This window comes from Fictibacillus fluitans (genome assembly GCF_030418125.1).
Taxonomy (GTDB): Bacteria; Bacillota; Bacilli; order Bacillales; family Fictibacillaceae; genus Fictibacillus_C; species Fictibacillus_C fluitans.
The window spans coordinates 1-24,635 of record NZ_JAUHTR010000026.1 but is presented as its reverse complement, the minus strand read 5'-3'; the positions used below and the strand labels follow the sequence as shown (position 1 = coordinate 24,635).

At 45.0% G+C, this 24,635-nt stretch carries 28 protein-coding genes; 11 read left to right on the top strand and 17 right to left on the bottom strand.

Translation table 11 applies throughout. From position 1 onward, the window contains the following. The first annotated feature begins 93 nt into the window (after positions 1-93). A complete protein-coding gene (locus QYB97_RS24235; protein ID WP_301168575.1) occupies positions 94-1,170 on the top strand; it encodes an FUSC family protein in 1,077 nt (358 codons plus the stop codon). A 43-nt stretch (positions 1,171-1,213) separates the two neighbouring features. On the opposite strand, the gene QYB97_RS24230 is transcribed toward QYB97_RS24235, so the two are convergent. The 8 genes from QYB97_RS24230 to QYB97_RS24195 form a co-directional block, all read right to left on the bottom strand. Beyond that, complete coding sequence (locus tag QYB97_RS24230; RefSeq protein WP_301168574.1) at positions 1,214-2,125, bottom strand: ABC transporter permease; 912 nt, start codon at positions 2,123-2,125, stop codon at positions 1,214-1,216. A 15-nt stretch (positions 2,126-2,140) separates the two neighbouring features. Further along, positions 2,141-3,142 carry an ABC transporter permease gene (locus tag QYB97_RS24225; protein WP_301168573.1) on the bottom strand — a complete coding sequence of 334 codons (1,002 nt, stop codon included), beginning with the start codon at positions 3,140-3,142 and terminating at the stop codon, positions 2,141-2,143. 93 nt (positions 3,143-3,235) lie between these two features. Beyond that, entirely contained in the window at positions 3,236-4,834 is a 1,599-nt protein-coding gene (locus QYB97_RS24220) for an ABC transporter substrate-binding protein (protein ID WP_301168572.1), read from the bottom strand. 55 nt (positions 4,835-4,889) lie between these two features. Then, complete coding sequence (locus QYB97_RS24215; protein ID WP_301168571.1) at positions 4,890-5,858, bottom strand: ABC transporter ATP-binding protein; 969 nt, start codon at positions 5,856-5,858, stop codon at positions 4,890-4,892. After that, positions 5,839-6,843 carry an ABC transporter ATP-binding protein gene (locus QYB97_RS24210; RefSeq protein ID WP_301168570.1) on the bottom strand — a complete coding sequence of 335 codons (1,005 nt, stop codon included), beginning with the start codon at positions 6,841-6,843 and terminating at the stop codon, positions 5,839-5,841. Before QYB97_RS24210 ends, QYB97_RS24215 begins: the two co-directional genes overlap by 20 nt. Before the next feature lie 251 nt (positions 6,844-7,094). Beyond that, positions 7,095-8,843, bottom strand: coding sequence for an ABC transporter ATP-binding protein (locus QYB97_RS24205; protein WP_301168569.1), 1,749 nt, complete (start codon positions 8,841-8,843; stop codon positions 7,095-7,097). A gap of 510 nt (positions 8,844-9,353) precedes the next feature. After that, positions 9,354-9,881 (bottom strand): nucleoside tri-diphosphate phosphatase, encoded by a 528-nt coding sequence (gene ntdP / locus QYB97_RS24200; RefSeq protein ID WP_301168568.1) that lies wholly within the window; start codon positions 9,879-9,881, stop codon positions 9,354-9,356. Between the two features lie 368 nt (positions 9,882-10,249). Continuing rightward, positions 10,250-10,420, bottom strand: coding sequence for a gamma-type small acid-soluble spore protein (locus QYB97_RS24195; RefSeq protein WP_425589844.1), 171 nt, complete (start codon positions 10,418-10,420; stop codon positions 10,250-10,252). 194 nt (positions 10,421-10,614) lie between these two features. Here QYB97_RS24195 and QYB97_RS24190 point away from each other — a divergent pair, with 194 nt between their 5' ends. Then, positions 10,615-10,839: a cytosolic protein gene (locus tag QYB97_RS24190; RefSeq protein ID WP_301168567.1), complete on the top strand. Its 225-nt coding sequence runs from the start codon at positions 10,615-10,617 to the stop codon at positions 10,837-10,839. A gap of 44 nt (positions 10,840-10,883) precedes the next feature. Here QYB97_RS24190 and QYB97_RS24185 read toward each other — a convergent pair whose 3' ends face one another. Genes QYB97_RS24185 through QYB97_RS24175 form a run of 3 tightly spaced genes read right to left on the bottom strand, consistent with a single transcriptional unit; the run spans position 10,884 to position 13,050 of the window. Beyond that, entirely contained in the window at positions 10,884-11,645 is a 762-nt protein-coding gene (locus tag QYB97_RS24185; protein WP_301168566.1) for an SDR family NAD(P)-dependent oxidoreductase, read from the bottom strand. Then, positions 11,642-12,733, bottom strand: a complete 1,092-nt coding sequence (gene mutY / locus QYB97_RS24180) for an A/G-specific adenine glycosylase (RefSeq protein ID WP_301168565.1) — start codon at positions 12,731-12,733, stop codon at positions 11,642-11,644. The genes QYB97_RS24185 and mutY overlap by 4 nt, the downstream gene beginning before the upstream one ends. A 5-nt stretch (positions 12,734-12,738) precedes the next feature. Continuing rightward, positions 12,739-13,050 carry a hypothetical protein gene (locus QYB97_RS24175; protein WP_301168564.1) on the bottom strand — a complete coding sequence of 104 codons (312 nt, stop codon included), beginning with the start codon at positions 13,048-13,050 and terminating at the stop codon, positions 12,739-12,741. A gap of 48 nt (positions 13,051-13,098) precedes the next feature. Here QYB97_RS24175 and QYB97_RS24170 point away from each other — a divergent pair, with 48 nt between their 5' ends. Continuing rightward, a complete protein-coding gene (locus QYB97_RS24170) occupies positions 13,099-14,094 on the top strand; it encodes a metal-dependent hydrolase (protein ID WP_301168563.1) in 996 nt (331 codons plus the stop codon). 17 nt (positions 14,095-14,111) lie between these two features. Here the strand turns inward: QYB97_RS24170 and QYB97_RS24165 are convergent, their stop codons facing one another. Further along, positions 14,112-14,366 carry a YfhJ family protein gene (locus QYB97_RS24165; RefSeq protein ID WP_301168562.1) on the bottom strand — a complete coding sequence of 85 codons (255 nt, stop codon included), beginning with the start codon at positions 14,364-14,366 and terminating at the stop codon, positions 14,112-14,114. A 101-nt stretch (positions 14,367-14,467) separates the two neighbouring features. On the opposite strand from QYB97_RS24165, the gene sspK reads away from it, so the two are divergent. Then, on the top strand, positions 14,468-14,623 hold the full coding sequence (gene sspK / locus QYB97_RS24160; RefSeq protein ID WP_301168561.1) for a small, acid-soluble spore protein K: 156 nt from the start codon (positions 14,468-14,470) through the stop codon (positions 14,621-14,623). Positions 14,624-14,745: 122 nt separating this feature from the next. Here the strand turns inward: sspK and QYB97_RS24155 are convergent, their stop codons facing one another. Beyond that, positions 14,746-15,057, bottom strand: a complete 312-nt coding sequence (locus QYB97_RS24155; RefSeq protein WP_301168560.1) for a YfhH family protein — start codon at positions 15,055-15,057, stop codon at positions 14,746-14,748. Positions 15,058-15,132: 75 nt separating this feature from the next. On the opposite strand from QYB97_RS24155, the gene QYB97_RS24150 reads away from it, so the two are divergent. Continuing rightward, positions 15,133-15,801, top strand: a complete 669-nt coding sequence (locus QYB97_RS24150) for an SDR family NAD(P)-dependent oxidoreductase (RefSeq protein ID WP_301168559.1) — start codon at positions 15,133-15,135, stop codon at positions 15,799-15,801. Here QYB97_RS24150 and recX read toward each other — a convergent pair. The 3 genes from recX to QYB97_RS24135 all read right to left on the bottom strand — a co-directional run bounded on the left by recX (position 15,788) and on the right by QYB97_RS24135 (position 18,989). Further along, positions 15,788-16,600: a recombination regulator RecX gene (gene recX, locus QYB97_RS24145; RefSeq protein ID WP_301168558.1), complete on the bottom strand. Its 813-nt coding sequence runs from the start codon at positions 16,598-16,600 to the stop codon at positions 15,788-15,790. The genes QYB97_RS24150 and recX overlap by 14 nt on opposite strands. Positions 16,601-16,683: 83 nt before the next feature. Beyond that, entirely contained in the window at positions 16,684-16,887 is a 204-nt protein-coding gene (locus tag QYB97_RS24140; protein ID WP_301168557.1) for a YbdD/YjiX family protein, read from the bottom strand. Further along, on the bottom strand, positions 16,887-18,989 hold the full coding sequence (locus QYB97_RS24135) for a carbon starvation CstA family protein (RefSeq protein WP_301168556.1): 2,103 nt from the start codon (positions 18,987-18,989) through the stop codon (positions 16,887-16,889). Before QYB97_RS24135 ends, QYB97_RS24140 begins: the two co-directional genes overlap by 1 nt. 103 nt (positions 18,990-19,092) lie before the next feature. Here QYB97_RS24135 and QYB97_RS24130 point away from each other — a divergent pair, with 103 nt between their 5' ends. From QYB97_RS24130 to QYB97_RS24105, 6 genes are all read left to right on the top strand, one after another. Beyond that, the gene (locus QYB97_RS24130; protein WP_301168555.1) at positions 19,093-19,989 is read left to right on the top strand and encodes a TIGR01777 family oxidoreductase; all 897 of its coding nucleotides are present in this window, start codon (positions 19,093-19,095) and stop codon (positions 19,987-19,989) included. 43 nt (positions 19,990-20,032) lie between these two features. Beyond that, entirely contained in the window at positions 20,033-21,175 is a 1,143-nt protein-coding gene (locus QYB97_RS24125; protein WP_301168554.1) for an amidohydrolase, read from the top strand. A 190-nt stretch (positions 21,176-21,365) separates the two neighbouring features. Next, positions 21,366-21,935: a GNAT family N-acetyltransferase gene (locus QYB97_RS24120; protein ID WP_301168553.1), complete on the top strand. Its 570-nt coding sequence runs from the start codon at positions 21,366-21,368 to the stop codon at positions 21,933-21,935. 107 nt (positions 21,936-22,042) lie between these two features. Further along, positions 22,043-22,186, top strand: coding sequence for a YfhE family protein (locus tag QYB97_RS24115; RefSeq protein WP_301168552.1), 144 nt, complete (start codon positions 22,043-22,045; stop codon positions 22,184-22,186). 69 nt (positions 22,187-22,255) lie between these two features. Beyond that, positions 22,256-22,426, top strand: a complete 171-nt coding sequence (locus tag QYB97_RS24110; RefSeq protein WP_425589843.1) for a YfhD family protein — start codon at positions 22,256-22,258, stop codon at positions 22,424-22,426. 432 nt (positions 22,427-22,858) lie between these two features. Then, a complete protein-coding gene (locus QYB97_RS24105) occupies positions 22,859-23,071 on the top strand; it encodes a hypothetical protein (RefSeq protein WP_301168551.1) in 213 nt (70 codons plus the stop codon). 51 nt (positions 23,072-23,122) lie between these two features. On the opposite strand, the gene rlmD is transcribed toward QYB97_RS24105, so the two are convergent. Continuing rightward, positions 23,123-24,529, bottom strand: a complete 1,407-nt coding sequence (gene rlmD, locus QYB97_RS24100; RefSeq protein WP_301168590.1) for a 23S rRNA (uracil(1939)-C(5))-methyltransferase RlmD — start codon at positions 24,527-24,529, stop codon at positions 23,123-23,125. Between the last annotated feature and the right edge of the window lie 106 nt (positions 24,530-24,635).

The following is a 24,635-nucleotide window of genomic DNA, read 5'->3' as shown; positions in this document are numbered from 1 at the left end:
CAAATGAATACTTGATTATTACGGGGAATCATTGTATAGTTGTCAAGATTATTAGTGAACTTATTTTAATTATAGAAGGGAATACCTTTTAAGATGAAACTTGGAGCCCGAATGATAAAAACCGGGTTGGCCATCACCATGGCCATTTATCTAGCCATGCTTTTTAATTTGAATACACCTGTTTTTGCTGCAATTGCAGCTACGTTTGCGATTCAGCCTTCAATATACCGGTCCTATCAAACCATTATTGAACAGATCCAGGGCAATATCATCGGTGCATTTTTCGCCATTGTCGGAGTGCTTTTACTCGGAAACAGTCCGTTTGTCATCGGATTTGTTGTGGTAATCGTCATCGCCGTTAACTTGAAAATCAAAGTGGAAAAGACCATCCCCCTCGCCATTGTGACCGTAATTGTCATTATGGAAAGCCATACGCCAAACTTTATCTCCTTTGCGCTTGGGCGGTTTCTGCTCATTATGCTGGGCGTCGTATCCGCTTTTCTCGTAAACTTGATTTTTATGCCGCCAAAGCATGAAACAAAGCTGTATTACAGCATTTCAAACTTAACCGATGATATTATTAAATGGATGCGCATGATCAACCACCATGCTTCAGACTATTCCGCCATCAAAGATGACATTGGAACGATGAAGGAAAACAGCATCAAGATGGATCAGCTCTATCTTTTATACAAAGAAGACCGTACCTATCTTAAACACAATCAGTTTACCAAAGGCCGGAAGCTTGTACTCTACCGGCAGATGATTCATACAACTAAAAAACTGCTGGAGCTGCTGCGAAATCTGCATCGGCATGAAAACGAATTGTTATGCATGCCTGATGAGCTGCGGGGATTGATCACTGAACAAGTAGAATGCCTGACCAATTACCATGAGCAGATTCTGCTGAAATATACAGGAAAAATCAGAGCCCAGCATTCATCAGTGATGCTGGATGGACTTTGTGAAAACAAGAATTCCTTGATGAGCTCATTCATGAATTATTATAACGAGTTAGAAAATGACCAGTGGATGCAACTGTTTCCTGTATTTGCATTAATTATTGATTACAGTGACCAGCTGGAACATTTGAACCGTCTGGTTGAAAGCTTTAAGAATCACCACGCAGATGATAATGAACTGACGATAAAAGAAGAAAATATCCATTAAAAAGCAAAAAAACTCCTGACAGACGTCAGGATTTTTTTTGCTTTTAGCTCTTCATTCTCGGATCGAGTGCATCCCGGAGGCCGTCCCCCATCAGGTTAAAGCCCAAAACGGTAAGCATGATGGCGAGGCCCGGAAAAATAACAGTCCATGGAGCCTGAATGATAAAATCTCTTGAATCCGCCAGCATTTTCCCCCACTCCGGAGTCGGAGGCTGAGCTCCAAGTCCCAAAAATCCTAGAGCTGCGGCTTCAATAATGGCTGTAGCGATGGCCAGTGTTCCCTGAACGATGATGGGTGCCATACTGTTGGGAAGCACATGGTGAATCAGGATTCGTGAATCCTTCATGCCGATCGCCTTTGCCGCTGTAATGTATTCTTCTTCCTTAACACTCAGCACTCGTGAACGAACAAGCCGGCCGAATATCGGAACGTTTATAATCGCGATGGCAATTAATGCGTTTCTCAGGGATGGCCCAAGAACAGATACAACAGCAATCGCCAAAAGAATGCTGGGAAACGCGAGGAGGATATCGAATATCCGGGAGATGATTCCATCCACTATTTTCCCGTAATAGCCAGCTACAATACCCAATGCTGAACCTACAATTACAGATCCGGCAACGGAAACGAATCCTACCCACAGGGAAATTCTTGCCCCGTACAGTACCCTGCTGAAAATGTCACGGCCAAACTCATCCGTGCCAAACCAATGCTCCCCGGAAGGAGACAGATGCTTGTCCGCCAGCTTTTGTTCGGAAAAGCCATACGGTGCCAGCAGCGGAGCAAAGATAGCAATCAATATGAAAAAAACAACAATTCCCAATCCAACCATTGCAAGCTTATTCTTTTTAAAAGAGCGCCACGCATCTTTCCAGGGCGAGATCACTTTGTCGTCATGTTGCTCCATCACCGGCGGGTTGTTTAACGGTGGTGTGCTCTGTGCCAATTCTGCCATACTAAACTCCCCCTATCAGTACTTAATGCGCGGATCAATGGCCGCATACAATATATCCACGAACAGATTGATAAGAACAAACAGCGTTGCCACTACCAGGATGCCGGACTGGATCACAGGATAGTCACGTGACTGGATGGCATCGTATATGTAGGTTCCAATTCCCGGCCATCCAAAAATGGTTTCGGTAAGAATTGCCCCTCCAAGAAGAAGCCCTGTTTGCAGACCGATTACAGTAACAACTGGAATCATTGCATTTTTCAGGGAGTGCTTGTACACTACCCAGAACATTTTCAATCCTTTTGCACGAGCTGTACGGATGTAATCGGATCTCATCACTTCAAGCATACTGGAGCGGGTCATCCTTGCAATGATCGCCATCGGAATGGTTCCAAGGGCGATACCAGGCAGGATCAAGTGCTTCACCACTTCAATGAACTGGTCAAACCTTCCTTCCATCAGCGTATCGATCAGGTATAAATGCGTGATGGCCTCGACCGGCATCCGGATATTGTCACGTCCGGTGGTCGGAAGCAGGTCCCATTTGATGGATACAAAATATTGCTCCATCAAACCGAGCCAGAAAATTGGCATGGAAACCCCGATTAGCGCGATCAGCATCACAGCATAGTCGAACCATGAGTTTTGAAACCAGGCAGAGATAATTCCGGCATTCACGCCGACAATAACAGCGATTAAAATCGCCACAAGCGATAATTCGATAGTCGCTGCCAAATATGGCCAAATTTCATCACTGATCGGAGATCTTGTTTTTAAGGACATCCCGAGGTCTCCCTGAAACAGTCCGCCTAAATAATGAACGAATTGCGTATACCAGGGCTGATCAAGACCCAGCTGTTTGGTTAATGTTTCGATCGCATCTTTTGAAGCTTGCTGCCCCAGAATCAATTGGGCCGGATTACCCGGTATGGCCCGAATCATCATAAATACGATGAATGTCATGCCTAGAAGCACCGGTATCAGCAAACCAACCCTTCTCATTGTATAAGAAAACATGTCCACACCTCATTTACACGTAGTTGTCGTTACGTCCTGATGTTTTTCTCCAAAACAAAAGGGGAGCATGCAAGATACTCCCCGTTTTTTTCATTACTTCGACATGGAAACATCAACAAATGACTGAGAACCTTTAGGATGCGGGTAGAAACCTTTAATCGTATTCACACCAGCAAGCTGCGGCTTCGCATGCACAAGAGGAACCCATGGTGCATCTTCATGAATAATTTCCTGTGCTTTTTTGTATAGCTCTTCACGTTTCGCTTCATCAGCTGTGGATTGTGCTTCAATCAACAGTTTGTGAACCGGTTCGCTCTTATAGCGGGAATAGTTGTTGGAGTCAATCGTTTCTTTATCAAGAAGCGTATACAAGAAGTTATCCGCATCTCCGTTATCCCCTGTCCAGCCGATTAAGAAAGCAGGTGATTCACCCTTACGAAGTTTTTCCAGGTAAGTACCCCACTCAAAGGTTACAATGTTAGCTTTGATTCCGACTTTTTCAAGGTTAGCCTGGATGGCTTCAGCAATTTTTTGTCCATTTGGCATATAAGGACGTGATACCGGCATTGCCCAAAGATCCATTTTGAAACCGTTTGGATATCCTGCTTTTTTCAGAAGCTCTTTTGCCTTTGCTTCGTCATAAGCGTAATCCTTAACATCTTTATTTTGTCCGGCAATGGAAGATGGAAGCGGCGTTGCTGCCGGCTCTGCTGTTCCATTGTAGAAGTTCTTGATCAAATCATCTTTATTCACAAGGTGGCTGATCGCCTGACGTACTTCTTTTTTGTTGAATGGTGCTTTTTCGGTATTGAAACCGAAGTAGGCAACGTTCATGGAAGGACGCTCAAAAATTTGGAGATTCTTATCTGATTTGATTTTATCAATGTCACTTGGGTTTACTCCGTCGATCAAGTCAACTTCACCCTTGGTTAACGCATTCAAACGTGCAGAGTTGTCCTTGATGACCTTAAACGTAACACCGTCAAGCTTTGGAAGACCTTTTTTCCAGTACTTATCATTCTTAACAACTGAAACGGTGTCTCCGCGTTTCCACTCTTTAAACTTGAAAGGACCGGTTCCTACCGGATGCTCGCCATACTTATCGCCGTATTTGTCGATTGCAGCAGGGCTTGAGATGGCAAACGGGCTCATCGCAAGGTTCTTAAGGAATGGTGCTTGCGGGCGTTTAAGCGTAAATTCAACCGTGGTTTCATCCAATGCTTTTACTTCTTTAATAACATGGCCAGGATCATTTTTATATCCGCCAAACATGGAAGCGTAGTATGGGAATTTGGCAGCATCGCCATTCATCCAGCGTTCGAAGTTTTTCACAACGGCATCCGCGTTAAAGTCGGTTCCATCCTGGAATTTGATGCCTTTTTCTAAAGTGAATGTATATTTCTTTCCATCATCAGCAATCTTCCAGCTTTTTGCCAGTTCAGGTATTACATCCGTATTTTCTTTTTTATAGCCTGTCAGTGTTTCAAATACCTGCTCTGTAACGATAAAGGATTCACCGTCTGTTTCATGAGCCGGGTCCAGTCCAACCGCGTCACCGCCGCGTCCGTAGATCATGACACCGCCGCCTTTATCTTTGTCACCGCTGGCGCCTTCGCTGTTAGACTTACAGCCTGCAAGCCCCAGTGAGAGAACCAAGAGTAACACCAGAACTGTTAACGAACTTTTCTTCATGTTCTTTCCCCCGTTATCATATAGTTTTTTTGCCTCTATTTATGTGTACGAGCTGTCATTCATAAAGATGACAAGCTACGTAGTGGCCTTTTTCTACTTCTCTAAAATCAGGTCGTTTTGCTGAACATACATCCATTGCCTGAGGGCAGCGGGTATGGAACGCACACCCCTTCGGCGGATTAGAAGGACTCGGAACATCTCCTTTAAGAATGATGCGTTCCTTCTTGATCTCGACGTCCGGTACAGGTACTGCCGAAAGCAGAGCCTGAGTATAAGGATGAAGCGGATTGTCATAGAGCGGTTCACTGTCTGCCAGCTCCACAATTCTGCCGAGATACATGACTCCCACCCTGTCACTGATGTGTCTGACCACACCAAGGTCATGGGCAATAAACAAGTAGGTTAAACCGAATTCCTTTTGAAGATCCTGCAGAAGATTAAGCACCTGGGACTGAATGGACACATCCAGTGCGGATACAGGCTCATCGGCAATGATCAATTTGGGGTTTACGGCCAGGGCACGGGCAATTCCGATCCGCTGTCGCTGCCCGCCGCTGAACTGGTGGGGATAGCGTTTCGCATGGTAGCTGTTTAATCCAACAACCTCCAGAAGCTCCTTCACCCGTTTCTTTCGTTCCTTGGAATCTTTCATGCCATGGACGATCAGCGGTTCCTCCAAAATTTTCTCTACGGTATGCCTTGGGTTGAGTGAAGCAAAGGGATCCTGGAATACCATTTGCATTTCTCTGCGCATTTTGCGCATTTCATTTAAAGACAGGCCGAGAACATTTTTCCCTTCAAAGAACACGTTACCTTCACTCGGTTCCAGGAGCCTTAGCAGCATACGCCCTGTCGTGGACTTGCCGCAGCCGCTTTCTCCCACAAGGCCAAGTGTTTCCCCTTTGTGTATGGTAAAAGATACTCCGTCTACAGCCTTTACTTCACCGACGGTCTTTCCAAGAAGACCGCCTTTTATCGGAAAATGCTTCTTTAGGTTTTCAACTTTAACTAATGGTTCGGTCAACGATGTCCACCCCTTTCTCATCCTCGTACAGCCAGCATCTGACCTTTTGGCTGCCCCCAAGGCTTTCCAGCGCGGGCGTTTCGCTGATGCAGCGGTCAAACGCATGGGCGCACCGCGGCGCAAATTGGCATCCCGCTTTTACTGAGCCGGGCTTGGGCACATTACCGGGGATGGAGTACAGTCTCTCTTTCTTATCCCTCATATCCGGCACCGACTGAATCAGTCCCACCGTATATGGATGTTTTGGACTTGTAAAGATGGTTTTGACATCTGCCTCTTCCACTACTTTACCTGCATACATAACAACCACACGCTGGCACATTTCTGCCACTACTCCCAGATCATGTGTGATCATCATGATAGCTGTATCTGTCTCTTCATTGAGTTTTTTCATCAGCTCAAGAATCTGTGCCTGAATCGTCACATCAAGAGCCGTCGTCGGCTCGTCTGCAATCAGCAGTTTCGGAGCACAAATCATGGCCATGGCAATCATTACACGCTGGCGCATTCCTCCGGATAATTGATGCGGAAAATCCTTCATTAATTCTTCCGCACGTGGAAGGCCCACCATTTTCAGCATATCAATGGCTTGTGCCTGAGCTTTTTTCTTTGGCCATTTTCTATGTATTTGCAAAGCTTCGATCAGCTGGCTGCCGATGGTGAAAACCGGATTTAAACTTGTCATCGGCTCCTGAAAAATCATGGCGATTTCATTTCCGCGGATTTGCCGCATCCTCTTCTCCGAGGCAGAAACGAGATTCTCCCCATTAAACAGAATATCTCCCTCTACTTTTCCCGCGGGTGAAGGCACAAGTCCCATAACAGATAAAGAGGTAACACTTTTGCCGCATCCCGATTCTCCGACAATTCCAAGCACTTCACCGGAATTGATTTGAAAATCGATGGAATTAACAACTGAAATCTCACCATCATCTGTCATAAAGGAGGTCCTTAATCCTTTAACTTCCAAGACAGGACTGCTCACTAACCCAACCCCTTTCTATGATGCTTTTTTCTTTCTGCGTGAACATTTAGTAGGACACTCTACTTCGAATTATGACACTAGTCTGATTATTTGACAATATGAAAATTTTTAAAAATTTAAAAGAATTAACATTTTTTTGCTGATTACAGGTCTTTTTTAACAAAAAAAAGAGGCGGTGTATAGGTATACACCGCCCATTTCCTCAGTTTCCCTTATTTACTTATCACAACTTTATTCCTATAGTTACCAACTTAATCTCCGAGCTGCTGAACCGTAAAGAGATTATAGTAAACGCCTTGTCGAGCCATAAGTTCTTGATGGGTCCCGCTCTCAGCTATTTCGCCATTATTCACCACCACAATGCGGTCAGCATGGGTAATCGTCGCCAATCGATGGGCTACAATAAAGGTTGTTCTCTCTTTGGCAAGCTTTTCGAGCGATTCCTGGATCAAATGTTCACTTTCCAGATCAAGAGCGGATGTAGCCTCGTCAAGAATCAAGATCGGAGGGTTCTTAAGAAAAACTCTGGCGATGGCAAGCCGCTGCTTTTGGCCACCTGAAAGTTTGACGCCTCTTTCCCCGATTTTTGTGTCATATCCTTCCGGGAGCCCCAGAATGAAATCATGGGCATTGGCTGCTTTTGCCGCTGCTATGACTTCCTCATCCGATGCTTCGGGATTTCCCATCAGAATATTGGATTTTACCGATTCACTGAATAAGATGTTATCCTGCAGAACCATACCGATTTTATCTCTCAGGGAACGTACTTTAAAGTTGCGGATGTCTTCCCCGTCCAGCTGAATACTGCCCTCGGAAACATCGTAGAACCTTGGAATCAGGCTGACGAGGGATGATTTTCCGCCGCCGCTCATTCCTACAAGAGCGATCGTCTGGCCGGATTCCACTTCAAGATTAATTCCTTTTAACACATAAGGTTCATTCTCATTATAACGGAAAAGTACATCTTTAAATGAAAGCTGTCCTTTGACTCCGTTCAGCTCCCTGGCCTTTGGCTGGTCGTAAATATCATATTTTTCATCCATGAATTCAAAAACCCTGTCCATGGAAGCGAGAGACTGTGTCAGCGTGGTTGAAGAATTCACCAGTCTTCGAAGAGGGTTGTACAGCCTGTCCATATACCCGGCGAAAGCCACCACTTCCCCAATCGAAATATGACCTCCGATGGCACGGTAGGCAGCAAATCCAATGACAAGCAACGGAGCAATATCCGTAATGGTGTTCACCACGGCAAACGTTTTGGCATTCCATGTCGTCTGATCCATCGCTTTGTTGAGGAAATGGGAATTTCTTTTATTAAATTGAACCTGTTCATAATCTTCAAGCGCGAAACTCCGGATCACGGACATCCCCTGCACCCTCTCGTGCAAATGCCCCTGAACTTCCGCAAGCGCCTGTGACCTCTGTTTAGTCAGTCCGCGCAGCCTTGTATAAAAATATTTAACCGAAAGGCCATAGAACGGCAGCATGGCCAGTGCGACCAGCGTCAGCCAGCCATCCATGGTGGCCATGATCACGATGGCAATCACGATTGTAAACATGTCCAGCCAGACATTCATTAAGCCAGTTATGACAAAATCCTTCGTCTGCTCCACATCATTGATAACCCGTGAAATAATTTCTCCCGATTTATTATTGGAGTAAAACCGCAGTGAGAGGCGCTGAATGTGATGGTACAGTCTGTCTCGTATATCATACAAAACTTTACTTCCGACCCATTGCGCATAATACTGTCTGTAATATTCAATAGGCGGCCGCAGCACACCAAAGATAAAGAAAGCTCCTCCCATCAGCCAGAACAACTTGCCCATTTTCTCACTGGTCGATAACCCCTCACCGCCAATGATCGTATCCACCACATATTTTAAAATGAGTGGAATCAGGAGCGGAATCCCAAACTTCAAAATTCCGATCACAATTGTCCAGCTAATCTGTTTTTTATAAGGCTTAACAAAACCCAAATACCTCTTAATACTATCCAAAAAATCACACCCTATATATAGAAATGCTGAAGCGGCTGTTTAGAGACGAAAAGCACTGGAGGGTTTTGGCATAAAACGCTTTTTGTTTTCTGACAAAAACCGAAGTGATCGAGTCTCTGGCCGCTGAAGCTGGATCCTGAAATGCTGAAGCGGCCGTTTAAAAGCGAAGGCGTTGGAACTCTTGAACAGAAATACGTTTTTTGTATTTTGTGAAAGAGTGAAACGGACAAGCTTTTGGCCGCTGAAGCTGGATCCTGAAATGCTGAAGCGGCCGTTCATTGGTGATTAGTTGCGGTTCAACACGATTTAATTGCATATCACATCGTTTTCATAAATCAGCTCTATTTTTCTGTTTATCCGCCTGCTTTCCCAGCTTTAAACCGCCATAACAAAATACGCCTGTGGACAGACCCGAGTGGGATCCAGCCAAGGCGCCACTATCAGACACTTACAGTATACCTTCTTACGGGCAGAAAAACCTGTTGAATGCTTGATTCAACAGGTTTTTTCTTATCTGAATTCCAAATACCGCTCGTACCATTGCTCAATAAAGCCAGGTTCAAACGGGCCTTTTCTTTGATTGACCATGGAAATTAGATCATTCAGGTTCTTTTGGATAATGTAGTCCAGCTCTTGCGGATATTTCATGATCTGACGGTGCAGGCTGTATTCATCTTCATCGAGCAGTATATAGGACATATCGGGAAAAACTTTAATATCGAGGTCATAATCTATATATTTTAGTGCCTCATTATCCCAAATATACGGTGTGCCCAGGTTGCAGTAGTAATAAAAGCCATCCTGCCGGATCATGCCGATTACATTAAACCATTGTTTGGCGTTAAAGTAGCAGATTGCCGGTTCACGTGTCCGCCACTGCCTGCCATCTGATTCTGTAACCAGAATACGGTCATTTCCCGCGATAACAACGGACGAGCTTCCTTTCAGGATAACCGTATCTTCCCAGGTTCGATGGAGGGAACCATTATGTTTGTAGCTCTGAATATCGATAATACTTCCGGGTGTGGGAAAACTCATATGCTTCTCCTTTCCTTCGCGATTCCGGAAGCCAATGGTTTACCAGTTATGTGGTTACTCCTTTCCATTAAAATAATACATATAGGTAATTCACCAGCTTCGTTGCAAAATACGTTCATTGTGTGGTCTCATCACTATTCTAGCCCTGCCCGGCCTTCATCATCCCCAAGAAACAGTTACTTTACGTTATTTTCTCTTCTATAGTATATCGTTTTAAGAATAGTTTGGAAATGATAGTTACCCTGTTTATTAAAAAAAAGCTCGCCCATTTTTTCATTGCCTACTTCTTTTCCCCCTGTATGTAGTCGAAAAACCCAGAAAACCAAAAATGCCCCCTGCGTATAGCAGGGAGCATTAATGGATAGAGGTTACTGTTGGTTACCTTGACCTTTACGTTGTTGAGCTTGAGCGTTTTGCTGACGAACTTGTTGAGCGTCAGTTTCGCTTCCAAACTCAGCACCGTATTGACCTTGGCCAGCTTGAGACTGTTGGTTTTGACGTTTAACTTGCTGTGCGTTTGTTTTTGACTGTTTGTCCATGTGTATCACCTCCACGAAAATTAATTTAACCCTCATCAAATGTTTTTATGTGAACAAAAAATAATTATTTGATGAATATTTTCCGTGGTTGCCGCATCCCCAGACCGGGTATAGGATTGCAAACGGGATGAAAAACTAAAAAGACTTTTTAGCGTGGTGCCCAGGCACCCACACTGGCACAAGGAGGCAAAATAATGTATGTAGGAAGAGATATGAGCGAGCTTGATATGATTGCTAAAAAAGAGTGGAAAGACAGTGAATTGGCATATTTTCATCAGTCCTTCCAGCAAATTACACCATATTTAAATGAGGAAGGAACAACCATTCATCGGGAGATCATAAAGGAAATTGAAGCCAGAGGCGGCTTGAAGAGTGATGAAGCGAGTTATGAGAGAGGCACGACCCCGAAAGTCGACTAAACGCACAAAAGGTGATCCTGAACATTCAGGATCACCTTTTTGGTTTAAAAATTGCTGTACGATTGTCCGCCGTCAACATTCAACGTGGAGCCAACCACCCATGATGCACGGTCGGATGCCATAAAGATAACTGTGTTGGCAATTTCCTCTACTGTGCCAAACCGCTGGGCCGGAATGTTTTGCTGGATATACTGGTTAATTTTCTCCGGGGTTTCTTTCAACCGGCGCTGCCAGTTGCCTGTTGGATGCAGTACAGAGCCCGGCGCAATTCCCGCAACCCTCACACCCTGAGATATCATTTCATCTGCAAAGGACTTTGTAAACGAGATAAGTGCCGCTTTACTGCCATTGTAAGTCGGCTTTCCTCCCGACTCCCGGCCAAAAATGGAAGAGATATTTAGAATTGTACCCCTTTCCTGCTTAACCATTTCTGCCGCTGCCAGCTTGCTCATTCCAACAGCAGACAAATAATTCAAATGCACCGATTCTTCAAATTGATCCATTGTGGTGTCCATTACAGCTCCCCCATTGCTTCCTCCCGCGTTATTAACGAGGATGTCAATGCCTCCAAAATGCAGGATGAATTCCTGAAGAATGCGTCCCCTGTCTTCAGATAACGTTACATCTCCCTGCACAGTGAAAAGAGCTTGTCCCAATTCTTCTTTCGCTTCCGCAAGCGTCTCTTCCTTGCGGCCGCATATGCCGACAAGGGCACCTTCTTCCATGAACAGCTTGGCTATTCCTTTACCAATGCCCTTGGAACCCCCGGTAATTAAAACTTTTTTCTGTTCAAGACCTAAATTCATAAGACTGCCACCTCTTTCGCCAACTTTATGATTTTTTGGTGAGAGACAGGAAAAGGAAAAGCCTCCATTTCCTCAAATGTCACCCACTTGAGATCATCCTTCTCTCCTGTTTCAGTGGTGCATTGTCCTTCAAATAATTGAATATCCCATTTCAGATGAGAAAATACGTGTTCCAGGTTACTGATATGATCTCCAATTTCTGCGGTTATTCCCCATTCTGCGTCAAGAAAAACGGTAAGATCCTCAATCTCGCTCTGCCCTCTTTTCCGGACCGGAACATTTGGAAACTCCCACAGATTGGCGAGCAGGCCTTCCTTGGGACGTTTGTGAATCAGGTATTTCCCGTCTGCCCGCCGTAAAATAAGAGCGGCCATATCCACATGACGAACCTTTGTTTTTTTCTCTTTTACAGGAAGCTCCCGCTGTCTTCCCTGGTCAAAAGCACGACAATGCTCATGCACGGGACAAATCAGACAAGCCGGGGACTTTGGTGTGCAGATCAGAGCTCCCAGCTCCATCATTGCCTGATTGAAAGAGGAAGGATCTTCTTTTGAAATAAGTTCCCGGACTGCTTTTTCAAATAAAGTCCGTGTTTTGGCCTTGCCTATATCTTCTTCAATCAGCAGGATCCGTGACAGCACACGCATTACATTGCCATCCACCGCAGGTTCAGGGACGCCATAAGCAATGCTCAGTATCGCACCTGCCGTGTAAGGACCGACCCCTTTGAGCTTGGATATCTCCTCCGGTGTATCGGGAACTTTTCCGCCATATTGCTCGGCAACCTCTTTAACAGCGGTTTGCAAATTGCGAACGCGGGAATAATAACCTAAACCCTCCCATGCTTTCAGCACCTTCTCTTCATCTGCTTCGGCAAGAGCTCCGAGTGTTGGGAAAAGGCTGAGGAACCGATTGAAGTAAGGAATGACCGTGTCCACACGGGTTTGCTGAAGCATGATTTCTGAGACCCATACTTTATACGGGTCCTGATCTGCTCTCCAGGGCAGGTCTCGCTGGTTCATTTTGTACCAGTCCACCAGGTCTCGCTGAAAATCCAAAATCGAAAAATCGTCAGTATAAGAATTCAAATTGCTTACTCACCTTTCTTTTCAAATGCCCAGCAATGGAGTTTTGACAGACCGCCGGTGATCATTTGATCCAGCGCTCCATAAACGGTATGCTCTCTGGACCGCCGCTTTTCTTTGATGGAGATATAAAATTTTGGATTACTGACATCAAAACATTCAACATACAATAAATCCTGGTCGATGGCTTTCATCCAAACAGGAGAATAAGCACCATCTTTCTTTAATGCATCAAGCACTTTTTTCATATACTTTTCATATTGACCGACTTGATCAGTGTTTACTTTATATTCAATAAAAACCGTTATTTTTTCACTCAAGGCAGGATCCTCCATTCTACCACTAAAACACGTAAGGAGGTGTGTAAATTGGATACTGGAACCCATGTCGTAATGGGGCTGGGGCTCGGCGGTCTCGCAATGCTGGACCCGGCCGTCTCTTCCGACTCTGTAACTGCCCATGCCGTTATTCTTGGGACACTGGTCGGTTCACAAGCACCCGATTTTGACACCATATTAAAATTAAGAAACAATGCCGTTTACATTCGCAATCATCGGGGGATTACCCACTCCGTACCGGCACTGTTCATTTGGCCGGCAATACTCTCATTGATTATTTTTGGACTGAGTCCCGGCGCGGATGGTCTGCACTTATGGCTTTGGACGTCCCTGGCAGTGTTTCTCCATGTTTTTGTCGACATATTTAATGCATACGGCACACAGGCTCTCTATCCATTTTCAAAAAAGTGGGTCGCTCTGGGTGTAATCAGTATTTTTGACCCGTTTATTTTTATCCTTCACTTGATTGGATTAGCTCTGTGGTACGGAGGCTTCGATCCGGGAAGGACATTTGCAGCAATTTATATTATCTTGGCCGGCTATTATTTACTCAGAATCTGGAACCGCCACCGGATAGCCCAGGTGGTCAGGCGCCATATACCGGAAACTATTGAGGTCATCGCATCTCCCACCATTAAATGGGGACAGTACCATCTGGCGATTAAAACCAAACATCAATTTTTTGTAGGCAGCATAAAACAAGGACGTTTCAGGGTGCTCGACACCTTTGACCGTGTAGAAGTGCCTGATACGGACGTGATACATGCTGCAAAGAAAGACAAAAACCTTTCGGCGTTTCTGTCCTTTTCACCCGTTTACCGGTGGGAGGTTGAAAAGAACAGTCATGGACATGAAGTCCGCTTTATCGACCTTCGCTACAGAAGCAAAGGGCATTATCCGTTTGTAGCCATTGTGCAGCTGGATGAAGAATTAAATATCATGACTTCTTATACCGGCTGGGTATACAGCGAAGACCGCTTACGGAAAAAACTGGATTTCACACCAAGTGTATTAAAAAATGAGTGATGAAGGAAACTCCTTCATCACTTCTTTTTTTTCAAGTGTTTAAATTTTGGATTGGATGTTTCGTACTCATGCAGCTTCGGACCAAAGCTGTTGATCCACTGCACAACCATTTCTTCTGTTTTATTCTTTCCGCCATACTCGTATCCAGCTCGCGCACGGGAGGACTCAAAATCTTCCCATAGTCCTTCTATCCAGGTTCTGGCTTCGTCATAATTGAGCAGTTCATTTTTGGCCGTCAGTATCCGGGCAAGACGGTCAAATCTATCCTCCATTTTTTCTTCCTCCTTATCCATTATTTTGACGTTTTCTATTCACATTAAAGGTTTTTATTCAAACCATACTAGATGGGAACCGATTATAAGGAGGGCTTAAAATGCGAAACAAATCGAAAAACTTTCCTAATCGGATCTCCTTCTCAGGTGAGCCGAAAGCTAAAGAAGAATTCTCTTCCAAGCGGCCAGACGGATCCATTCGTGACCATCCACAGGAACGAATGTTTCAATCCAATCGACACCGGGATGAACAATAGCTCTTGCGGTTATGGATGGTGCTAAAGTCATTAGCGTTGCCGACCGGCTTTCATCCAAACACGCAAGCGTTAGTATTGCCGGAAAAAGAAGCGGCCCTTTCCGCTTCTTTTTTCAATTATCATCAGGGCTGCTGAAGGATGGCGATCGGAAAGGCTTCCAATTCCTGCGAATCGTCTCTGTAGCCCCAGGCAAATATTCCATTCATGTACAATATTTTAAAGGAAGATCCGGGATCCCCCTCCACACCGTATGTTTTTCCTGGTTCAAACTGGGCAGGATCCAGCATATAGGATTTTGCCATCATGATTTTTCGCTCATATACGGCAAATTCGCTGATCATTCCCATTTGTTCCGCCTTTTGCGCTTTTGCATGAAGGTCAGCAATTTCGTTCTTAAGTTGTGTCTTGTCCATTTCACTATATCTTTTTTCCATGATGAGCCTCCATTCTACTGCTTTTAGTATAATAAACATTGTATAAGAATCCAAACGTATTGAAAGGATGATCCCATGAAATCAGTAATAATTACCGGAGGCGGTTCTGGACTTGGAGCAGCGCTTGCGGAGGAATATGCAAAAAAGTACAAAGTAATTCTTATCGGGCGCACCCTGAAGAAACTGACAATGGTGAAGGATGTGCTGATGCAAAGAGGACAGCAGGCGGATTGTTACGCTTGCGATGTGACATCTATGGAAGAAGTGAAACATGTATTTGGGCAGCTTTTTCAGCGGGAAGATATACATATGCTGATCAATAATGCCGGTTCAGGAATCTTTGGCCCGCTGGAAAAGTTTACAGAAGAAGAAGTGGACCTCTTGCTGGACACCAATGTAAAAGGCACCTTATTCACTACCATGGCGGCTTTGCCTTATTTAAAGGAAAAATCAGAAGGAAAAATCATGAACGTCATTTCCACCGCCGGACTTCGGGGAAAGGTAAATGAATCCGTTTATTGCGCAAGCAAATTTGCCGTAAGAGGCTTTACGGAAAGCCTGGTCAAAGAATTGGACGGAACCGGCATCAGCGTAACTGCCGTCTACATGGGGGGAATGGATACCCCGTTTTGGGAGGCCAGCGATCATGTGAAAGACAAGTCCCGGTTTAAAACACCCCAGCAGGTGGCAGTGCAGATTGTATCGGAAGACAACGGAAAAGCCGAAATCTTTATTGATCGATAAGGTCCGAATTCAGCACTTCGTCGATCATTTCGACAGAAAATCCTTTTCCATAGAGATGCTGTTTCATTTTATTGCGGTATTGCATCCCGGAAAACTTTTTATAGCGTCTATGGGCTTTGTTAGCCTGTTTTAGCAAGGCTTCCATTTCCTCATCCCTTGAGCTTTCCATGTCAATGTCTTGGAGAGCTTCTTGAATCACGTCCCAGGAGTATCCTTTTTGAAGGAGCTGCTGGGATATTTTATTTCGCCGTTCATTGCTTGACAGGCTTTTATTCTGGTTTGCTTTTTTTTGAGCGAAAGAAGCAGCCGACTCGATTTGCTCATTAAGCGGAAATTCGTTCAGCGCTTTTTCAATAACAGGCTGTGAGATGCCTTTTTGCGATAGCTCTCTTGTTATGACTCCAGCCCCTTTTGACGTCGTATTCTTTCTCGACCGCACAAACGTATTGGCAAAATCGGTATCATCAAGATACTTGTATTCCAGCAGCCGCTTGATCACCTCTTCGATGGCATTATCCTCGAATTCCTTCTTTTTCAGGTGATCCCGGACTTCTTTTTCGGACCTCATTCGAAACGACAAGAATTGAAGAGAGGTATTAAACCCTTTTTTAATTTCATCTTCATACAGCACGTTTCTAAGCTCTTCTGTATCGATTTCTAAACCTTTTTTCAATTTATATTTAATCAGAATATCTGTATCAACACTAAAGCCGTATTCTTCTCCTTTGCCCTGGTCGATATAGATATTGAAACGATCCGTGTTCTTTTTTTGAGTTGTGATCTTTGTAATGACTGTCATTGCTTTCACCCCGCTAATACTTTTATCTTAACATACCTGACCGGTAAAAGAGCCCGCATAAACCTTATGCGGGCTCTTGGCTTCTAGCAGCATCTCTTGGCTGATGCTCCGTATTTTTTGTCCAGGAAATCCTTAAAGAATTCAGCTTCAGTGGGCGGGGCTACCTCCGGATGATGGATTCTAATATGCTCCACGTAGGACTGATAATCCGGAAGATTTGAAATCCCCTTGCCGATTTTGCGCATGATTTCGGCACCATGTCTGATTTTTTGGAAAAGAGAATTCATTAGGACACCTCGCTGATTTTCGTTTGTTTAAACGGTTCCTCGCTTGTCGGAAGTTCTTCTTTCTTAAACCAAACCTTTCCCCAAATCCGCATGGCATCAATCAGAACGCCGAGAATGAGAAGCATGAAGATTCCCGTAAGCACCGCATTTAACTGGTTGTTAAAGATAATCTGCTTGGCCGCTTCGGCAGTCGGTATGGTTGGCGGGAGCTTTCCTGCAGCCAATGCCTGTTTTGTCACTTCCGCCTGCTTCAGGAAACCGATATTCGGCAGCTGAGAAAAGATTTTTTGCCAGCCGGCCGTAAACGTTACAATCATAAGCCAGGCAAGCGGTGCCAGTGTGACCCAGCAATATTTGCTTTTGCCCATTTTGATGATTACGGTTGTCGCCACAATCAGGGCAATGGCAGCCAGCATTTGATTTGTTATGCCAAATAACGGCCAGAGCGTGTTGATTCCGCCCAGCGGGTCTGTGACACCGACCACAAGGAAGTAACCCCATCCGGCAACCACAATGGCGCTTGTAATATAAACCGCAGGCATCCAGTCGGTTTTTCCGATCGGCTTCCAGATGTTGCCGAGTAAATCCTGCAGCATAAACCGGCCGACCCTCGTTCCGGCATCAATTGTCGTTAATATGAAGACTGCTTCAAAGAGGATGGCGAAATGGTACCAGAACGCCATCAGCTGCGGTCCGCCGACAATTTTTGAAAAGATGTGTGCCATTCCAACGGCAAGCGATGGAGCCCCGCCTGTCCGGGAAAGAATGCTTTCTTCATCCACCTGTTGGGCAAGCGTATTAATTTCATCAGCACTGACCGAGAATCCCCAGGATGAAATTGTTGACGCGGCAGCACTTACATCTGTACCGATTGCGGCGCCCGGCGAGTTGATTGCAAAATAAACACCCGGCGATAAAAGGGTCGCAGCCACAAGAGCCATTACTGCAACAAAAGATTCTGTCAGCATACCGCCGTAGCCAATCATGTTGGCATGTTTCTCATTGGCAATCAGCTTTGGCGTAGTGCCCGAAGAAATCAAGGAGTGAAACCCTGAGACGGCTCCACAAGCAATGGTAATGAACAAAAATGGAAACAGGTTCCCTGAGAACACTGGTCCTGTTCCATCCACAAATTTGGTCAAAGCAGGCATTTGGATTTCAGGCATAACAATCAATATGCCGACAGCCAGCAAACCGATGACCCCCACTTTTAAAAATGTGCTCAAATAATCACGCGGAGCGAGCAGAAGCCACACAGGAAGCACGGAAGCCAAAAATCCGTAAACAATCATCATGATGGCAATTGTTTTTCCCTCGAAAGTAAACATCGGAGCCAGTGTGGCGGAATCGGCCACCCATTGGCCGCTGACCAGTGCGAAAATCAGCAGGGCAAAACCGATGATGGAAGCTTCCCCTACCCTTCCCGGCCGCAGAAATTTCATGTAGATTCCCATGAACAATGCGATTGGAATCGTCATCGCAATGGTATACATCCCCCACGGACTCGCTTTTAAAGCGTTTACAACTACAAGCCCCAAAACAGCAATGAGGATAATCATGATGGCAAATACACCTACGAGTGCAAGGTAGCCTCCCACAGGGCCAATTTCTTCTCTTGCAATCTCTCCGATCGATTTTCCCTTTCGCCTCATGGAAATGATCAAGACGACGAAATCCTGGACACATCCAGCAAGGACAGCTCCGGCAACAATCCAGATGGTTCCCGGAAGATATCCCATCTGAGCGGCAAGAGTAGGGCCGACAAGCGGACCTGCCCCGGCAATCGCAGCAAAATGATGGCCGTAGAGAACCCACTTGTTGGTTGGTACATAATCCTTTCCGTCTGCGTATCTTTCTGCAGGCGTTGCACGCTTCTTATCCAATCCAAAGATTTTATTGGAGATAAAACGGGAATAGAAGCGATATGCAACTGCGTATGTAGCGAGCGATGCCACCACAAACCAGATGGCACTTATGTGTTCGTCCCTCTGCAAGGCAATAACAGATAAACTTATGCCTCCAGCCAGGGCAACCGCAATCCAGATGATGGCCTTTGCCACCGGATTACTTTTCTTTCTAATGGTGCTTGTCTGTGTTTCCATTAGGCTCCCCCTCAAAAGATTGATATAATTACAGTGACAATTATATCAAATATTCTTAATTTTTAAATAAATTTTCCGGAAAATTACCATCCAGGAGGTTTTTATGAAAATTGCCATCACAGGCGGCACCGGACTCATTGGGTCTGCCGTCACTAAACTCTTGCTCTCAAAAGACCATGAAGTGTACATCCTGACCCGTTCTCCCAAAGAATCCGGCCATTCAAAACTTCATTACGTGCGATGGCTGAGTGATGACAGTACACCCGAACGTGAGCTACAGGGAATCGATGCCTTTATTAATCTGGCAGGTGAAAGCATCAATGGTAGATGGACTGATGAGAAAAAGAAAAAGATCATGGACAGCCGGATGAAGGCAACGGATGAGGTGCTTCGTATCCTGTCTGAGCTGCCCGAAAAACCGTCTGTGCTGGTCAACGCCTCCGCCGTCGGATTTTACGGAACTTCGGAACAAGAGCATTTCACTGAACGCTCTGCGCCCAAAAGTGAAAATTTCCTTTCAGAAGTGGCACAGCAGTGGGAGCAAAAAGCAAGCCATGCAAATGAACTGGGAATCCGTACGGTTTTTGCACGATTTGGCGTTATCCTTAGTGAAAAAGGCGGCGCCCTGTCTCAAATGGCAATGCCATATAAATTTTTTGCCGGCGGAAAAATCGGTTCAGGACGGCAGTGGGTATCATGGATTCATCTGGAGGATGCTGCCAGGCTCATTGAGTTTTGCCTGCAGCCAGGAATTGAAGGGCCCGTTAATGTGACGGCACCTTATCCCGTTCAGAACAGTGACTTCGGAAAAGAGCTCGGAGAAACATTGGGACGGCCTCACTGGCTTCCGGCACCTTCCTTTGCCATCAGAAGTCTGCTTGGCGAGATGAGTGTATTGATTCTGGAGGGACAGCACGCCTACCCGGAGAAGGCGGTAAAAAAAGGATTTACCTACCATTTCCCAAGGGTTCAGGAGGCGCTGGAGAATTTGCTCAAGTAAACAGCAATATAAATAACAAAAAAAAGAGAAACAGGTGATGTAGTTGAAAACACTCATTAAAGGCGCCAGGGTTTATCCCATCACATCTCCAGTGATGAAAAAAGGCGATATCCTCATCCAGGACGGTAAGATCCTTCATATTGCCCCGTCCATTAATCCCTCTTCAGATATGGAAGTCATTGAAGCGGCTGGCTATCACCTTTTGCCGGGCTTTATTGATGTTCATACCCATCTAGGGCTTTATGACGAAGGAACAGGCTGGGCAGGAAATGATGCCAATGAAACCAATGAAGTCCTGACACCCCATATCCGCGCCATTGATGGATGCCATCCGCTGGACAGCGGATTTCGCGATGCTATTCAACATGGAATCACAGCTGTCCACATTATGCCGGGAAGCGCCAATGTCATCGGCGGCACCACATCGGTCATTAAAACAGCCGGCACAGATATCCGTGATATGCTCGTGAAAGAGCTTGCGGGGCTGAAATTGGCCCTTGGCGAAAATCCCAAACGGATTCACAGCGGTAGAGAAAACAATTCCATCACCCGCATGGGCATTATGGGAATGCTCCGGGAAGCCTTTTATCATGCAAAATCATCAACATTCACGGAAGATCTGAGAATCGCACCCCTTTGGGCCGCTTTAAACCGGGAAATTCCCGTCCGTATCCATGCTCACCGTGCAGATGACATCCTTTCTGCGGTGAGACTTGCTGATGAATTTAATCTCGACTTAAGAATTGAACATTGCACAGAAGGCCATTTGGTGGCAAACGAATTATCGGGCCGGGGCCTGCAGGTTTCAGTCGGCCCCACATTGACTAGACGCTCGAAAATCGAACTGAAAAACAAAACATGGGAAACCTACAAAGTTCTGGCTGACCATGGAATTGAGGTTTCAATCACAACTGATCATCCCTATACTCCCATCCAGTATTTGAATGTGTGTGCAGCTCTTTCGGTTCGTGAAGGATTGAGCGAAGAAAACGCGCTCAGGGGAATTACCATCAATCCGGCAAAAAACCTTGGAGTGGCAGCGCGTATCGGGAGTTTGGAGCCCGGAAAAGACGGGGATATCAGCCTGTGGTCCGAGCATCCGTTTCACTTTTCCTCCCTTCCTGTTATGACCATGATTGAGGGGAAAATTCTTTACAAAAATAAGCGGTTTTTTTATAAAAAATAAACAAAAAAACTATTTTCTTTTTCAGTAAAATATCATATGATTCAAGTATAAATGAATAAGCAAAAACCATAGGGAAGGCAATTGGTGCGCCACCAGATTTTCTGGTCCTAGTGGGTTCGATTCCCACCCCGAATTAATTTTTATTCTTAATTCGAGGGTGGGATTTTTCTGCCCTCCAGGAGGGATTAAATTGTTAAAAAAGCGTGATTTAAACGACTGTCATGTTCTTTTCAATTTAATGGCGCACCCGGAAGTTTTTCCTTTTGTTCGGCAGAAAACCGAATGTCTCGAGGAATTTATGTTCCTTACCAAACAGACGATTGAAGAAGAAGAACGCGGAGAAACCATCTCCAGGACCATCCTGGATGAGTGGTATAATCCAATCGGAGCGATCAGCCTGTACGATATACAGGACGGATGTGGTTTTTTGGGCACCTGGATTGGACAGCCGTACTTTGGAAAGGGCTATAACAAGGTAGCAAAAGAACATTTCTTTTCAGAATTGTTTTATGAGCATAATATTAATACCGTCTTTATGCGGATTCGAAAATCGAATCCCCGCTCACAGAAGGCTGCAGAAAAGATTCCATATGTCACGCTGGCCAATGAAAGCCGGCCCGACATCTATCAGCAGCTCAACCGCGATGGAGACGTGTATAACCTGTACCATATCGAAAAGGATAACTATATGCTTCATCAGCTGAGAACCCAGCATCAACAGCTCGAAGTGTTTGATGACAACCAGTTGAAAGAGGCTTAAATATTTCGCGCCATTAAAGGAAAAACTATAAAGGGGATGACTCAGTAAGTTCAGTTGCTTGCCGGGTAATCTTCTTTTTTTTATTTCTTTTAAAGGGGGAGACAAATTTGAAAAGCAAAAAACGGCAGGCTGAAGAGCGTAATGCTGCTTTAACCAAAACGCAGGAAGTACTTTACAAAGAAGAGTTTAAGTCCGCTGACGGCAGGGAAAAAAATGAATATACATCCCAAAACTCTTCCCAAACCAAGTAGTTCCATTCTAAAAAACCAAACAACAATAACCCCACCATGATGACCTATACTGCTAAAGGAGGAATTCCCGTGGATAATGAAAAAGACCGGTTGGAGAATGAAAAGGACGGTTTGACCGAAGCGGATCTTAACCAGCCTGAAGGTGTAGATGTTGAATATTCTTCGGAGGTTGCCGATGAGGATGATAGAGAAGCTATAGAGCGCGCGGAAGAAGCAGACAATCGCCAGCTTGATAAATAAAGTAAAAGTCCTTCCTTATCGGGAGGACTTTTTTCTACTCCCTTTTCTGTGGATAATATTATACACAGGTTGTTGATAATGTGGATAAGTTATACCCTTATTAAAGATATGTAAAAAAATAAATGCCTGATGCGGGTTTTGTTAATTTTTCATTATTTCGCCTATTCACAACCAGTGGATAACCCTGTGGATTGTGTGTATATGTCTGAAAATATTGATTAATACCGCACTTTTCATTTAATCTAATATAGACATTCAAAACCCAAGGACGTGAAGATTACATGATGAAAAGCTGCAGATCTGGAAGTAATTTCGAATGAAAACCTTCAGAAAGACTTATTTATTTGTTTATATCCTGATTACCTTTCTCGGTATAGCCAGCCCACATCCCTGGAAGGGCTTGATCGTCGGCGTTGCAGGATACGGTATTTATTGGCTTATCTTCGGCTCCTGCATGAAAGCAGAAAAAGAGAAAAAAACGAAAGCAGCAGCCCGAATATCAAAGAAAAAGCGAAAAAAAGCATCAAAGGAAGGAGTGCGGCAGCAGCCACCTCAGGGTTTTGGTGGAGTGATACGGGAACAGATTCCGGGTCTTTCGGTGACAGCTGCAACGACGGAGGCAGTGATGGCGGAGGATGTGACTAGTATGTACAAAATAAAAAGAGAGAAGGTGATCGCTCACCTTCTCTCTTTTTTTCACTTTTCAATCTTTTGCACAAGCGTACACACGACTTCCACATGAGACGTCTGCGGAAACATATCCACAGGGGTCAAGTTTTCAACTTCAAATCCATGACTTATCAACATGTGGACATCTTTTGCAAGAGTTGATGGATTACAGGAAACATAAACCATCCGTTTCGGCTTTATCTTCCCCACGGTTTTCAGGAAAGCCTGATCGCATCCGGTTCGTGGCGGATCAACCACTATAACATCCGGCTTCCATCCTTCCTTCAGCCATTTAGGAAGGATGTCTTCGGCTTTTCCAGTTTCGTATTGCGTGTTCGTAAATCCGTGCCGTTTTGCGTTCTCTTTTGCATTCAGGATGGATTCTTCAATCACATCCATTCCTCTTATTTCTGCCGCGTCCGGGGCCAGCCAGAGTCCAATTGTTCCGGTCCCGCAGTAGGCATCGACCACTTTTTCTTTTCCGGTAAGCTTCGCCGCTTTTTTGGCTTCATCATAAAGCTTTACGGTCTGCTGCGGATTAAGCTGAAAGAACGCCCTTGCTGAAAGTTCAAACGACAAGCTGCCGAGCTTCTCTCCAATCGTTTCAGGACCTTCTAGGGGAATGGTCTTTTCACCAAAGATAATTGAAGTTTTTTTGTCGTTAACATTCTGCACAATAGATTTGATCCCGGGAATCCGTTTTTGGATTTCGGCGATCAGCAGTTCTTTGCGGGGGATTTTTTCCTGGGTGGTTACGAGTACGAGCTGGGTTTCCCCTGTTTCGAAACCGGTCCTTACCACGATGGTACGGATGATCCCTTTTCTTGTTTTTTCATGGTAAACAGGGATGTTTAAATCCTCGAGAATCCGTTTAACAGCGTTGGTTACACGCACAGTTTCCGGATGCTGGACGCTGCATTGGTCCAAATCTATGATGCGGTGTGAGTTAATGCCATAGAGACCCGCAATGACCTTTTCTTTGTCTTTGGCGACTTGTAGCTGGCTCTTATTCCGATATTCCCAAGGGTTTTTCATGCCAATGGTCGGACGCAGCGGCAGATTCTCAGTCTTAATTTTTGTATATCGCTCAAACGCCTGACGGACGACATCCTGTTTTTCCTTCAATTGGCCTTCGTAGCTCAGATGCTGCAGCTGGCATCCTCCGCATTCATCATATAACGGACAAGGAGGCACCACACGGTCATGGGATTTTTTCTTGATGCGCTTTACAACGGCTTCTGCCCTGTTGGGATAAACCTTCTCTATTTGTGCAATGATTTCCTCACCGGGCAGAGCCCCCGGCACAAAGATCACTGTACGTTTATAAAAACCAACTCCCTCACCATTAATGCCGAGGCGCTTAATGTTGAGCGGGATGGTCTGTCCTGTGGTTAGCAGTGTTTTTTGTTTGTGGTTGGCTGTTTCTTTTGGCATAGCCATTCACTTCTCTCAAAAAAATTTTTACGACCCATTATAGCATTGTTTCCCGCTTGTTCCAATTACAATACCGAAACAGAGAAAAAAGCCTTATCGAAGGCTT

Bases quoted from the DNA above. Each gene is read 5' to 3' on its own strand.
- QYB97_RS24235 (WP_301168575.1), top strand. From the start codon at position 94: ATGAAACTTGGAGCCCGAATGATAAAAACCGGGTTGGCCATCACCATG.
- QYB97_RS24230 (WP_301168574.1), bottom strand. From the start codon at position 2,125: ATGGCAGAATTGGCACAGAGCACACCACCGTTAAACAACCCGCCGGTG.
- QYB97_RS24225 (WP_301168573.1), bottom strand. From the start codon at position 3,142: ATGTTTTCTTATACAATGAGAAGGGTTGGTTTGCTGATACCGGTGCTT.
- QYB97_RS24220 (WP_301168572.1), bottom strand. From the start codon at position 4,834: ATGAAGAAAAGTTCGTTAACAGTTCTGGTGTTACTCTTGGTTCTCTCA.
- ntdP (WP_301168568.1), bottom strand. From the start codon at position 9,881: ATGAGTTTTCCCACACCCGGAAGTATTATCGATATTCAGAGCTACAAA.
- QYB97_RS24195 (WP_425589844.1), bottom strand. From the start codon at position 10,420: ATGGACAAACAGTCAAAAACAAACGCACAGCAAGTTAAACGTCAAAAC.
- QYB97_RS24190 (WP_301168567.1), top strand. From the start codon at position 10,615: ATGTATGTAGGAAGAGATATGAGCGAGCTTGATATGATTGCTAAAAAA.
- QYB97_RS24185 (WP_301168566.1), bottom strand. From the start codon at position 11,645: ATGAATTTAGGTCTTGAACAGAAAAAAGTTTTAATTACCGGGGGTTCC.
- QYB97_RS24165 (WP_301168562.1), bottom strand. From the start codon at position 14,366: ATGGAGGATAGATTTGACCGTCTTGCCCGGATACTGACGGCCAAAAAT.
- sspK (WP_301168561.1), top strand. From the start codon at position 14,468: ATGCGAAACAAATCGAAAAACTTTCCTAATCGGATCTCCTTCTCAGGT.
- QYB97_RS24155 (WP_301168560.1), bottom strand. From the start codon at position 15,057: ATGGAAAAAAGATATAGTGAAATGGACAAGACACAACTTAAGAACGAA.
- QYB97_RS24150 (WP_301168559.1), top strand. From the start codon at position 15,133: ATGAAATCAGTAATAATTACCGGAGGCGGTTCTGGACTTGGAGCAGCG.
- recX (WP_301168558.1), bottom strand. From the start codon at position 16,600: ATGACAGTCATTACAAAGATCACAACTCAAAAAAAGAACACGGATCGT.
- QYB97_RS24140 (WP_301168557.1), bottom strand. From the start codon at position 16,887: ATGAATTCTCTTTTCCAAAAAATCAGACATGGTGCCGAAATCATGCGC.
- QYB97_RS24135 (WP_301168556.1), bottom strand. From the start codon at position 18,989: ATGGAAACACAGACAAGCACCATTAGAAAGAAAAGTAATCCGGTGGCA.
- QYB97_RS24130 (WP_301168555.1), top strand. From the start codon at position 19,093: ATGAAAATTGCCATCACAGGCGGCACCGGACTCATTGGGTCTGCCGTC.
- rlmD (WP_301168590.1), bottom strand. From the start codon at position 24,529: ATGCCAAAAGAAACAGCCAACCACAAACAAAAAACACTGCTAACCACA.